The organism is Salinibacillus kushneri, from assembly GCF_900111405.1.
Taxonomy (GTDB): Bacteria; Bacillota; Bacilli; order Bacillales; family Alkalibacillaceae; genus Salinibacillus; species Salinibacillus kushneri.
Window position 1 is genome coordinate 84,625 of record NZ_FOHJ01000003.1, and the last position, 12,744, is coordinate 97,368.

General features: G+C 35.6%; 14 protein-coding genes. 13 read left to right on the forward strand and 1 reads right to left on the reverse strand.

The window, feature by feature from the left end; all coding sequences use genetic code 11:
• Positions 1-7 precede the first annotated feature (7 nt).
• The 3 genes from BMX63_RS05210 (at position 8) to rlmH (ending at position 2,628) form a co-directional block, all read left to right on the forward strand.
• A complete protein-coding gene (locus tag BMX63_RS05210) occupies positions 8-667 on the forward strand; it encodes a bifunctional 4-hydroxy-2-oxoglutarate aldolase/2-dehydro-3-deoxy-phosphogluconate aldolase (protein WP_245732724.1) in 660 nt (219 codons plus the stop codon).
• Positions 668-929: 262 nt separating this feature from the next.
• The gene (locus BMX63_RS05215) at positions 930-1,841 is read left to right on the forward strand and encodes a DMT family transporter (RefSeq protein ID WP_093132682.1); all 912 of its coding nucleotides are present in this window, start codon (positions 930-932) and stop codon (positions 1,839-1,841) included.
• Between the two features lie 307 nt (positions 1,842-2,148).
• Positions 2,149-2,628, forward strand: a complete 480-nt coding sequence (gene rlmH / locus BMX63_RS05220; protein WP_093132684.1) for a 23S rRNA (pseudouridine(1915)-N(3))-methyltransferase RlmH — start codon at positions 2,149-2,151, stop codon at positions 2,626-2,628.
• Positions 2,629-2,718: 90 nt separating this feature from the next.
• Here the strand turns inward: rlmH and BMX63_RS05225 are convergent, their stop codons facing one another.
• Entirely contained in the window at positions 2,719-4,167 is a 1,449-nt protein-coding gene (locus BMX63_RS05225) for an aminotransferase-like domain-containing protein (RefSeq protein WP_093132686.1), read from the reverse strand.
• A 121-nt stretch (positions 4,168-4,288) separates the two neighbouring features.
• Between BMX63_RS05225 and BMX63_RS05230 the strand changes: the two genes are divergently transcribed.
• The 10 genes from BMX63_RS05230 (at position 4,289) to BMX63_RS05270 (ending at position 12,528) form a co-directional block, all read left to right on the forward strand.
• The gene (locus BMX63_RS05230; RefSeq protein WP_093132688.1) at positions 4,289-4,900 is read left to right on the forward strand and encodes a LysE/ArgO family amino acid transporter; all 612 of its coding nucleotides are present in this window, start codon (positions 4,289-4,291) and stop codon (positions 4,898-4,900) included.
• Between the two features lie 234 nt (positions 4,901-5,134).
• A complete protein-coding gene (locus tag BMX63_RS05235) occupies positions 5,135-5,452 on the forward strand; it encodes a hypothetical protein (RefSeq protein ID WP_093132690.1) in 318 nt (105 codons plus the stop codon).
• A 320-nt stretch (positions 5,453-5,772) separates the two neighbouring features.
• The gene (locus tag BMX63_RS17930; RefSeq protein WP_177167189.1) at positions 5,773-5,946 is read left to right on the forward strand and encodes a hypothetical protein; all 174 of its coding nucleotides are present in this window, start codon (positions 5,773-5,775) and stop codon (positions 5,944-5,946) included.
• 666 nt (positions 5,947-6,612) lie between these two features.
• A complete protein-coding gene (locus BMX63_RS18635) occupies positions 6,613-6,744 on the forward strand; it encodes a hypothetical protein (protein WP_281242723.1) in 132 nt (43 codons plus the stop codon).
• Positions 6,745-6,875: 131 nt separating this feature from the next.
• On the forward strand, positions 6,876-7,292 hold the full coding sequence (locus tag BMX63_RS05240) for a YrvL family regulatory protein (protein ID WP_177167190.1): 417 nt from the start codon (positions 6,876-6,878) through the stop codon (positions 7,290-7,292).
• 449 nt (positions 7,293-7,741) lie between these two features.
• The gene (locus BMX63_RS05250; protein ID WP_093132694.1) at positions 7,742-8,116 is read left to right on the forward strand and encodes a DUF956 family protein; all 375 of its coding nucleotides are present in this window, start codon (positions 7,742-7,744) and stop codon (positions 8,114-8,116) included.
• Between the two features lie 454 nt (positions 8,117-8,570).
• Positions 8,571-9,539: a mannose/fructose/sorbose PTS transporter subunit IIA gene (locus tag BMX63_RS05255; protein WP_093132697.1), complete on the forward strand. Its 969-nt coding sequence runs from the start codon at positions 8,571-8,573 to the stop codon at positions 9,537-9,539.
• Positions 9,540-9,574: 35 nt separating this feature from the next.
• Positions 9,575-10,381, forward strand: a complete 807-nt coding sequence (locus BMX63_RS05260; RefSeq protein ID WP_093132699.1) for a PTS mannose/fructose/sorbose transporter subunit IIC — start codon at positions 9,575-9,577, stop codon at positions 10,379-10,381.
• A gap of 19 nt (positions 10,382-10,400) precedes the next feature.
• The gene (locus BMX63_RS05265) at positions 10,401-11,312 is read left to right on the forward strand and encodes a PTS system mannose/fructose/sorbose family transporter subunit IID (protein WP_093132701.1); all 912 of its coding nucleotides are present in this window, start codon (positions 10,401-10,403) and stop codon (positions 11,310-11,312) included.
• A gap of 199 nt (positions 11,313-11,511) precedes the next feature.
• Positions 11,512-12,528: an oxidoreductase gene (locus tag BMX63_RS05270; protein ID WP_093132703.1), complete on the forward strand. Its 1,017-nt coding sequence runs from the start codon at positions 11,512-11,514 to the stop codon at positions 12,526-12,528.
• Positions 12,529-12,744 lie beyond the last annotated feature (216 nt).

The following is a 12,744-nucleotide window of genomic DNA, read 5'->3' on the forward strand; positions in this document are numbered from 1 at the left end:
AATGACATTGTCAACAGCAAAACATGAAGCTTTACACGTTCTGACTGAAAATGGGGTCATTGCAGTTATTAGAAAAGTTCCAAATGATAAAATCCTGCAAGTAGCTGAGAGCCTTATTGCTGGTGGTGTTAATGCCTTAGAGTTAACCCTGGATACAGAAGATGCCTTTCACATTATTCAACAATTAAATGCCCGATTTGGTGACCGTGTTATTGTTGGGGCAGGTACTGTATTAGATGATATGTCTGCTGAATTGGCCATTCAGAGTGGAGCTGAATTTGTTGTTAGTCCAATTTTAAAAGAGTCAGTGATTTCCCAAACGCTTTTACATGGAAAAATTAGTATTCCGGGGGTAATGACACCATCAGAAATGGTTAAAGCGGTTGAATATGGTGCTGATATTGTTAAAGTATTCCCGGCATCGGTGAATGGTCCTGAATTCATTAAGCATATAAACGGACCATTGCCGTCTATACCAATCATTCCAACCGGTGGAATCAACTTAGATAATGCTAAAGATTATATTGAAGCAGGTGCGGTTTCCGTAGGAGCAGGCGGTCAACTATTAGATAAAGAAGCAATTGCTAATGAAGATTATGAAAAGATTAAGAGATTAGCGAAACAGTATGTCGATGTTGTGAAAAAAGCAAGGAAAGACAATGGTTGATGGTAACTATTAAAGGAAATAGAAAGATAGAAACATAAATGTATAAATAGGTAGTTTGTCCGTTTTATTTTAATCTTGTACCTACTATTTCAATAAATGCTTCTAAAATGAAAAAATATATCCACCATAATCTGAGGTGGATATATTTCATTTTTGCGTAAATAAACTACTAACGGTAATAAGAAAAAGTCTAAAACAATTTCTTGGTATTATACTGCTTTTCAATGTGTCATTGTGGTACATTAGGAGATTTGGTGAAATTATGAAAAATATTTATATATTATTATTGTTGGTGATGCTTTTATGGGGATTTAATATTTCTGCAGTAAAAGTACTAGTAAGTAATATTGACCCCATTTTATTAACATCCATTCGTATTTTTGTTGCAGGGATATCAGTTTTAGTTATTGCTTACTTTATAAACATTTTTCGATTTCCAAATAAGAAAGAATGGAAGCTTATCTTTTTTATCGCAATTTTTAATGTCATTGTTCATCACAGTACAGTTGCTTTAGGATTAACTATTACATCTGGAGTTAATGCTGGCTTAATTTTGGGTATGGGTCCTCTGGTAACCGTGCTTTTTTCGGCATTACTTTTAAGAAAACAAGTAACGGTTTATCGTATTGCGGGGTTTATAAGTGGATTTATTGGAGTGATTATCACGATATTAACAGGAGCAGAGGGATTTTCATCTATTTCTATTGGTGACCTGTTAGTGTTTTTAGGGATGCTCACACAAGCTTATTCATTTATATTGATTAGTAAACTAAATCCTAGTTTTGATCCAAGACTTCTAACAGGATATATGCTAATCATTGGTTCATTTTTTGTTTTTATTATCAGTCTCTTCAATGGATCACATATGGGAGAACTAACAAATCTAATTCATTGGAAAATCGGATTTGTTTTCTTATTCAGCGCTGTATTCTGTACTGCTATTGGCCATATGATTTATAACTTTGCGATAAAAAAGGTTGGCCCTGCTGAATCTGCTATATTTATTAACTTTAATACATTTTTTGCTGTGTTAGGTGCAGCTATTTTTTTAAAGGAGACGATAACCTATCATCATTTAGTAGGCCTGGTTTTTATTGTAGCAGGAGTTTTAATGGGTTCAGGGACAATTGATTACTGGCTAAAAATGAAACATCAAAAAGAAAAAGGCATTTGAAGGGATTTTTGGTGTAAAGATGTACTTTTGTAGGGAGAAGATAGTTATGCACAATAATAACTAAAATTATCAACAAACTGTGAATAAGCTGTTGAAAACTAAGTATATATTGTAGGAAACATATATTCGTACACAAAATAGCGGGCAAACATATGTGCATATGTGGATAACTTTGTGCATAACTTGTGTTTTCTGTGAAAATCTTGTGTATAGTCGGGTTTTGCACAGGCAATGTGGACAAGTTGGTGGATAAGTTATGTTAATATGATGATAGTAGTAAATGTGAGAGAAGGAGTTCAAAGGAAGTATGAAAATCAACGTGATTACTGTAGGAAAGTTAAAAGAAAAATACTTAAAACAAGGAATTGCGGAGTATACCAAGCGCCTCGGTCCTTATACGAACATTGAAATTGTGGAGCTACCAGACGAAAAAGCACCGGAAAATCTAAGTTCAGCAGAGGAAGATGAGGTAAAACGAAAAGAAGGGCAGCGGATTTTGAACAAGATATCCACAGATACATATGTGATTACTTTAGAAATTAAAGGGAAGCAGCTCACATCTGAACAGTTATCCCAAAAAATTGATGAGCTCACCACCTACGGGAAGAGCAAAATTGCTTTTGTGATTGGCGGATCATTGGGATTGAGTGAGGACGTGATGAAGCGGAGTGATCTGGCACTGTCCTTTTCTAAAATGACTTTTCCTCATCAGTTGATGCGGTTGATTTTGCTGGAGCAGGTTTATCGGGCTTTTAGGATATTGAGGAATGAACCGTATCACAAATAGTGGTAAGGAAGTAACCTTAGAAAAGGAAATGTTAGAAAAAATATAATAAAAACAAGGGTACCGTATCTTTGTACGGTATCCTCAATTTTTTTACGAAAGAGTTTTTATTAGTTGTGATAATCTAATTAACCCTTCTTCTAACTGCTCTAATGAGGCAAAAGAATACGATAACCGAAGATGGTTAAAATCATTTTTTTCATATACCATTCCCGGATTTAATAAGATATGTTCTCTGAGTGCTAGATCAAATAATTTTTTAGTTGAAATATCTGACTCCAGCCTAAGCCATATATAAAAGCCACCTTTTGGAATACTCCAAGTAGCAATTTTCGAAAAATATTCGTTTAAGATTTTAATGGTAAAATCCCTTCTATACTTTAACTCCGTTCTTATTTCCGTTAAGAATTCCTCATACATACCACTACTAAGCCACTTCTCTACAGCATATTGTGATAAGGAACTTGAACCATAATCTGTTTGCATTTTTATATCTGCTAAACGATTTATGACAGGTTCAGGGCCGACAATCCAACCTATTCGTAGTCCGGGACTTAGTGTTTTCGATACGCTCCCTATATATAAGACATTCCCTTGAGTATCATTTGCTTTTAGAGGTTTTGGGGGTGGGTTTTCAATCCATAAGTCTCCATAAACATCATCTTCAATAATAGGAATAGATGCCTTCTGGCAGACATCTATTAATTCCATTCGCCTCTGTTCAGACATCAATGTCCCTGTTGGATTGTGAAAAGTGGGTATAGTATAGAGTAAAGCCGCATGATGTTGTCGCTTCATACGGCCAATTGAATCACATTTAATGCCTTCTTTATCCATTGATATACCTAATAAATTCATTCCAGACGATTGGAATACGTGTACAGAGTTCAAATAGGAAGGGGTTTCATGAAGAATAGTTGACCCTCTATTTAGTAATCCAAGCGATATCAATTGCAGTGCTTGAAGTCCTCCTGAAACAATTAAGATCGATTCAGGTGATGCTTCGATTCCTTTTGTTCTTAAATATGCACTAACCGTTTTACGCAAAGATAGACTTCCTTTAGGCTCCATGTATCCAAGCGATAAAGACTGTTCACCATCTATTTGTAGTGTTTGTCCCATTATTTTGTTGGGTAACAATTTTGGAGAAAGTTCTCCTGTTCCCAGCCTAACCATATTAGGGTCTGCTTCTGCTTTATTAATTTCTTGGATGATTGTTATATTTGGTTTATGAATACCGGATTTAACATAACTAAACCAATCTGGAGGAGGGTTTGAAGCAAGTAGACTCCATGTATTGTTAGTCACCCTAGTACCGCTCCCAACCTTAGATTCAATTAGTCCGTCGGCAGCCAGTTCTTCAAGTGCAATTACAATTGTACTGCGATTTACTTGAAATAGATTTGCTAAATTTCTTTGTGGTGGTATTTTAGTACCTATTGTCCATTCGCCATTCAGTATTTTCTTTTTCATAAAATCAGATATTTGCTGATGTAAAGGAACGGAAGAATTTTTTTGTGGCTTCCACTCTAATTCAGACATAGGCTATCTCCAATCATTTTTTTTAATTATAACAAAATGGTTGGGTAGATTTCCATCCAATTGGTTGGAGACATATTGGTCATCTTTCGCTATTTTAGATGAGAAGAGGGAGGGAATCATAGTGGAAGCCTTATTTCATGGAGTGATATTGGCATTTGGATTAATATTACCTTTAGGGGTTCAAAATGTATTTATATTTAATCAAGGAGCAACACAAAAAAAATTCACCAATTCTTTACCTGCGGTTATTACTGCGGGGGTTTGTGATACCATACTGATTTATTTGGCTGTGGCAGGGGTATCCATGATTGTTTTAAGTTTTAAATGGGTAAAAGTTTTATTATTTTTAGTTGGATTCTTTTTCTTAGCCTATATGGGTTGGATTATGTGGAAAAACACACCCGAAAATAACGCTAATCAAGTGCAAAATCGTTTTTCTGCACGTCGTCAGGTTACATTTGCTGCTTCTGTCTCATTATTTAATCCTCATGCTATTATGGATACTATCGGAGTTATTGGGACTAGTTCATTGGTTTATACAGGCTATGATAAATGGGTGTTTACCGTGGCTTGTATGATGATTTCTTGGATCTGGTTCTTTTTCTTAGCGATTTCTGGCAGAAAGATTGGTCAAATTGATAATAATGGTAAGTTCTTAAAATATATGAACCAAGTTTCCGCACTAATTATATGGGTTATGGCTATTTATATGGGATATCAACTTTATCATTAGTAAATGAATATGATTTTTAGAATTCTTTTCGGTAAAAGGCATGTGAGCCTTATCATAAATAGTGATAATATAGAGAGTGGAAAGTGTTATTAAAAAGGTGGTTAGATAAAATTCCGTAAAAGATTATGGGATTTTTATTTCCATAACGAATTTAACCTATAATGCCTATGTTTATACATTAAACATCATCTAAAAATGTAAAAGTATTTGACTATTAAAAGGATGGGGAAAGAAATGAAGTTAGTTTTAATTTACATAGTGATACCAATTCTCTGGATGTTGATTATTGGGTGGTTCACAGGTAGTAAAGCATTCTTTTTTGGACCAAAAGACGATGAGCGAAAGCAAAGTATTAAGCAAAAAACGATAATTCAAAGTTGGGCAACGTTATTCCTTTTCTTATTGACCAATTTTCTATTTGACCTTTTTGATTTAAGGGATGCCCGTTTAGACCAAGTGGAGTTTGTCTATCCTGAACTTTTATATTTACTAATCTTAGTTTTAAGTTACGTTGTATTCTATTGGATAAATACTAAGAAAATGAGTGCTTAATCGGTATGAATCATTATTGGTAAATTTAAAGATTGTCCTCTTTTTTCTTTAATTTTAAAGAGCTTTATCCTAAATAGTAGAAAAATAAAAGAATTAAAATTGTATTTAATGAGAGGTAGATAAATAAGAATCCAAATATATCATTAAAATGGATTCATAAATTGACAGAGAACTAGTCTGATCCTAGGCGAGTTTTGTTATAATGACAGTAGTTTATTGGAAAGCAATTGTGAATAATTACACTTAAATGAACATGAAGGTTTGTTGAAAAAGTTGGTAACTATATAGATTACTATTTAATCGGGGGAAGAGTTCAAAGAATGGGACAATTAGCTTGGATTATTTCGATTGTTTTATCTATTTTCGTATCAATTTTAAACTTTTTAGACCACAGGTATTTAAATGGCGCATTTATGGCGGTTGTTTCTTTTTTAACGTTTATTGAACTCATAAAACAATTAAGAGCCAAAGCTAAAGATCAGTCCTTTCGCTAACGGGAGTGATTGTTCAATAAGGGAAACATCCTCCATTCATAGGCAATCGATCAAATTTAATAATATAATCCTTTAAAAAAGAGAGTGAATTTATGAGGAAATTTATGCAATAATGGTTTTTATTGCAATGACAGAAATTGATAACACTATAGAAATTGAATCTTTTAATATCCTTTTAAAGGTAGTGGTGATTCTTCCATTATTATGGATTATTAGAAGAGTATTTGAGTCTATAGTAAAAAAGAAATATAGTAACAAATAGAACTCCTTTATAAATATACTTAGTAAAGGGTGGCATTAGTAAAGAAACGTTTTACTTAATCAGAAAGGGATTATTATATGAGTTATAAATTTTATCAATGGGTTGGGATAATTGCTTTGGTGGTTATTGGCATATTTAGGCTCTTTGAGTTATCTGCAATAAATAGAATTATTATTGATAGCCTTTTTTATGCCATTGCCATCATTTCGTTTATAGTGTATTTTCGGAAAAAATTTAAGACCTAAGATAAGTAAGATGATAAACAATCTATTGTTTTAAAGTACGAAAATGATATTAAACAAAGGGGAAGCTTTAATGAAATAGATAAAAGGAGCTGACGAGATATTTTAGAAACTATATCTGGTATCATAATTGTTTTGTTCATACTGGGAATATGTTTTTTAATGATGTATTGGGGATTTAACCAAATCTATAAAACTACACTAAAGTCAAAAAAGAACAATGATGCAGAATTAGCAAAGGAGTTAGATGCTTTAAAACAACGTGTAGAATTGCTTGAAAGAAAATTAGAGTAATAAATACTCATTCGTTATTCGAGTAAGGGCTGGCTTTAACAAGGGAACAGTCATTGTGATTGTTTCTGTTTGGATTAAGGAGAGTTACAAATTATGCTTGAAAATAATGATGATTCAGTCGTGATATGAATATGAAACAAAAAATAGGAACAGTTGTAGGATTAACACTTTTCATAGTCTTGGTATTAGGTTTTATTATAGGGATTTATCTGTTTGGGATGGCGGGTATTTTTAAATTACTTGGTGTTCAATACACATCTTTTTGGTCATTAATTCTTTTTGTTGTCGGTTTTTTTATTCTGGCTTCCATTTTTGAATTGTTTGCTAAGCCAATTTCTGAACTACTAACAGAAACATTTGCAGGAAAATTTGAGGCTTTGTTTATTCAATTTAGTATTCAAGGTCTAACAAATTGGTTATGCCTTTTTATCGTTGATATGTTTATGGGGAGTATTATTTTTTCCTGGAAAATGGCGATTATAGTTGCAATGTTACTTACTTTATGCGAAATGGCATTCCAGGATAAAGAACATAAGAATGAATCTTAAACAAACAGGTGCGATTGCTGAATAGGAGCAGTCGCTTTTTTCACTAAACGTTGCAGGATTGCTCACAAAAAAGGGGTTATAAATAGTGGATTTATTACTTTGGCTAACTGAATATAACCTACTTCATCCAATATAAGTAAGTCTAATTTGTCTATTCTGGTTCGCCTCAATTAATTTGTTAGTTAAAGATGCCACAGTAAAGAACTTTACTTTACTGCCAAAACTGTGTCTCCTAATAACCTCCTGTCGAACGTTGTTGGTCCAACGAGGAGTTTAGAGTTATTTTGAGAGGTTGGAACGTGGTTTTTTATTTATATACCCCCTTTTTGGGAACTATATAAATTAACTGCCAAAGACTACATTTTTAGTTTGCCATAAACATCGTTTTGTTGTTGTCCTAACAAACGTGTATAATAAAAAGTAGTAAAGAAGGAAATGAGGTAGATTAGATGGTCCAATCAATCAATACAAAAGTTGATTTAGTTATTGATGCAACCTCACACATCAGAATTTCAGATTATGGGAAGATTATGATTGGAGATAAAGGGTTTGAATTCTACAATAAACGTGATCCTCGTAAATATATACAGATTCCCTGGGAAGAAATTGATTACGTAATTGCCTCAGTCATGTTCAAAGGGAAATGGATTCCGCGTTATGCTATCCAAACGAAACGGAATGGGACGTTTACATTCTCTTCTAAAGATCCTAAAAAAGTTTTGCGAGCCACTCGTAAATACGTTGATCCGAATCGTATGGTCCGTTCATTAAGTTTTTTTGATGTCATTAAGCGCGGTTTGAAAGGTAAATTTAAAAAGGGATAGTTTTGTATACAAGACAAGATTAATCTTGTCTTTTTTTTACGGTATATACGAAAAATTCAGAATTATTATTTTAATAGAACAAGTTATAAAACTATTAATTGTAGATAGTGCCAAAAAATTTTCCCTTCACTTTAACGAATTATGTACTATATTACTACGGATACTCACTTTAATATGGATGGTTTTATATAACACTATATTTATAGCGCTTGCAAAAAAATATTAAAATAGTAAAATATTAAATAGTTCACATATGTTATTGATTAGATTAGGCATGAGAGAAAGGCTTTGGTAGAAACGAAAATCAGGATAGCTTACCCCATACCTTCATTTAATCAAACTTTCTCTCATGTTTATTATTTTTGTGAATTTGAGAGCGCTTTAAATAAAGTGAAACTAGAGGAGTTTTCCATCTTTATTTAAGCTGTAATTTATTATAAAAGGAGGTTAAAAAATGGTAGGAATTATCATTGCCAGTCACGGGGAATTTGCTGATGGTATCTTGCAATCCGCAGGGATGATCTTTGGAGAACAAGAAAATGTAAAGGCTGTTACATTGAAGCCAAGTGAAGGACCTGATGACATAAAGGCAAAAATGGAAGAAGCAGTTGCCTCTTTTGACAACCAGGATGAGGTATTATTTTTAGTCGATCTATGGGGTGGAACTCCTTTTAATCAGGCCAGTAGCCTGATAGAGGAACACAAGGACAAATGGGCGATTGTTGCTGGTTTGAACTTACCAATGTTAATTGAAGCTTTTGCATCGCGTTTCTCCATGAACACAGCACAAGAAATTGCCGCAAGTATTTTGGATACAGCCAAAGACGCAGTTAAAGTAAGTCCTGAAGAATTGGAACCAGCAGAATCTGCAACACCTGCTGCTCAACAGGGAAGTGCAGGTGCGCCGGGTAAATTTGAATACGTTTTAGCACGTATCGATTCTCGTTTGCTTCATGGACAAGTAGCGACGAGCTGGACAAAAGCTACAAACCCGACACGTATCATCGTGGTATCTGATGAAGTGTCACAGGATGAGCTTCGTAAAAAATTAATCCAACAGGCTGCTCCTTCAAATGTGAAGGCACACGTTGTTCCCATCCATAAAATGATTGAACTTGCAAAGGATGATCAGCACTTTGGCGGCCAACGCGCCTTACTACTTTTTGAAAATCCACAGGATGTACTCAGAGCAGTTGAAGGCGGCGTTCCACTTGAGACCATCAACGTAGGCTCGATGTCACACTCAACTGGTAAGGTTCAGCCAAATAAGGTGTTGGCCTTTGATCAGGATGACATTGATACGTTTGCCAAGTTAAAAGAATTGGGTGTGGATTTTGACGTTCGTAAAGTTCCAGCCGATCAAAGAGGAGACATGGACGATATTATCAAGAGAGCTCAAGAGGAGTTAAATAAACAGAACTAATCCTATTTATCAGAGAAAAAGGAGGATTAATCATCATGGATTTGACGATTATTCAAATCATATTAGTTATTATCATAGCATTTTTAGCTGGTATGGAAGGGATCTTGGATGAATTTCATTTTCACCAGCCAATCATTGCTTGTACATTAATCGGCTTAGTAACAGGAAACTTAGGGCCATCCCTTATCTTAGGTGGTACCCTGCAAATGATCGCTTTAGGGTGGGCAAATATCGGAGCAGCCGTAGCACCGGATGCAGCGTTAGCATCAGTTGCCTCTGCAATTATATTAGTTTTAAGTGGACAAGGTGAAGCCGGTGTTTCGTCTGCAATTGCGATTGCTGTTCCACTTGCTGTTGCAGGTTTGTTATTAACCATCATCGTTCGTACGATTGCAACTGGACTGGTCCATTTAATGGATGCTGCAGCAAAAGAAGGTAAAATCAGAACCATTGAATTTTGGCACATCATCGCTATTATCATGCAGGGTTTACGTATTGCCATTCCAGCTGCATTAATTATCGCTATAGGTGCACGTCCGGTTAGAAACCTGCTTGAATCTATGCCAACCTGGTTGACAGACGGTTTGGCGATCGGAGGAGGAATGGTCGTAGCTGTTGGTTATGCAATGGTTATTAACATGATGGCTACAAAAGAAGTATGGCCATTCTTCGCTATCGGTTTCGTATTAGCAACCATTACAGAAATTACACTAATGGGTCTAGGTATTATCGGTGTATCGCTTGCATTTATCTATTTAGCCCTTTCAAAACAAGGCGGGTCAGGTAATGGTGGAAACGGAAACACAGGTGACCCGATTGGCGACATTATAGATTCTTACTAAGAAGGAGGAGAACATAAAAATGGATCAAGAAATGAAATTAACAAAAAGAGATCGTATTTCTATTTGGTGGCGTTCAACGTTCATTCAAGGTTCCTGGAACTATGAACGTATGCAAAACGGTGGCTGGGCATTCTCAATGATCCCTGCGATCAAAAGATTATATAAAACAAAGGAAGATCGCTCTGCCGCCCTTCAACGTCACTTAGAGTTCTTTAATACACATCCATATGTAGCTTCACCTGTTTTAGGTGTAACGTTAGCTCTTGAAGAAGAACGTGCAAATGGTGCTCCGGTTGACAACACGGCTATTCAAGGGGTAAAAGTCGGTATGATGGGGCCATTAGCAGGTATCGGGGACCCAATGTTCTGGTTTACCCTTAAACCAATCCTCGGTGCATTAGCCGCTTCTCTTGCTATGAGCGGAAACATCCTTGGACCTATTCTTTATTTCGTATTATGGAACCTTATTCGTATGGGCTTCATGTGGTATTCACAGGAACTTGGTTATAAAGCTGGTTCTAAAATTACAGAAGACTTATCCGGCGGAATGCTTAAAGATATTACTAAGGGAGCGTCATTGCTCGGGATGTTCATCCTCGGGGCCTTAGTTAACCGCTGGGTGTCTGTCACGTTTACGCCAACTGTATCAGAGGTTGAGTTAAATGAAGGTGCCTATATTGATTGGAGCAGCTTACCTGCCGGGACAGAAGGAGTTAAAACGGCACTGCAGCAGTATGACAACGGCCGGTCATTAACGGATACGAATGTAACTACTTTACAGGACAACCTGGATAGCTTAATTCCTGGTTTAGGCGGATTAGCATTAACCTTACTCTGTATGTGGTTACTACGGAAGAAAGTGTCTCCAATTGTTATGATTCTAGGCTTGTTCATCGTAGGTATTGTCTTCCACGTACTAGGCATTATGTAATAGGTTGGCCTTTTTAAAGAGATTAAAATAATGTAAACAAATAAAGCAGCACCTCCTTGCATGATCTATCGATAATTTAAGGAGGTGCTTTTCTTACCATTCAATAGAAGAAGGTTTTAGTCGTTTATAATACTATACAAAGCCAGAAAACAGAGTTTAATGATAATAAGACAGACGACATATATAATAGGAGGCTGCCATGCTAACAATCGGTTATATTGGAAATGGAAAAAGTACGAATCGATATCATCTACCATTCGTCCAGCAAAGAGAGAATATAAACGTGAAAACCATTTATCGGCGAAACCCTGATCATGACCGTTGGGATCCAATTGAAGGAGTAAATTACACATCAGATTTGGATGAATTATTAAATGACAAGGACATTCAACTCATTGTGATTTGCACCAAGCTTGACAGTCATTATGAATACGCAAAATTAGTACTGGAACATAACAAAAACTGTCTGGTTGAAAAGCCTTTTATGGAAACATCAGAAGAGGCAAAAGAAATCTTTGCCTTGGCGAAAGAGAAAGGATTAATTGTTCAGGCCTATCAAAATAGACGTTTTGATAGTGACTTTTTAACTGTCCAAAAGGTGATTGAAGAAGGAAATTTAGGGGACTTATTGGAAGTGGAAATGCACTTTGATTATTATCGTCCGGAAGTCCCTGAGTCGGTTCATTCCTTTGATCCTGTCAGGTCCTTTTTATATGAGCATGCCTGTCATACACTAGACCAGGTCATCAGCTATTTTGGCAAGCCGGACCATGTACATTACGATGTAAGGCAATTATTAGGTGAAGGAAGAATGAATGACTATTTTGACTTGGATTTGTATTATGGGAAGCTTAAAGTATCTGTAAAATCCAGTTATTTCAGACTTAAACAAAGGCCAAGCTTCGTCGTTCATGGGAAGAAGGGCTCCTTTATTAAAGAAACCGTCGATCGTCAGGAAGAACATTTGAAGATGTTTTATATGCCTGATAACAAGGACTTTGGTGTAGATACTTTAAATCATTATGGTGTACTGACGTATGTGGATGATGAAGAAACCATCCACGAAGAAAAAGTAAAATCCGTCAATGGTGACTATGGCAGAGTATATGATGATTTATACGAGGCCATCGTAAACGGGAAAGATAAAACCATTACAGATGAACAGACCATTCTCCTGATTGAAATGCTGGAAACAGGAGTTAAAGACTTGAAGTAATCCTTATGTACCCGGTACTTCCAATGGACAATTGTCTATTGCAGGTACCGGGTACTTTTAAAATATATCTTGGGGCCCGCAAGCAAATAAGAAGTAAGAATCATAAACTCGGAAATACTGCCAAATGCTTTTACTAATAAAGGACAATTTTACTGGCTTTTGCCGAATTTTTGTTGCGGGGGTAACGTTTTCCATCCCGATATTTGAGTGTGCCCG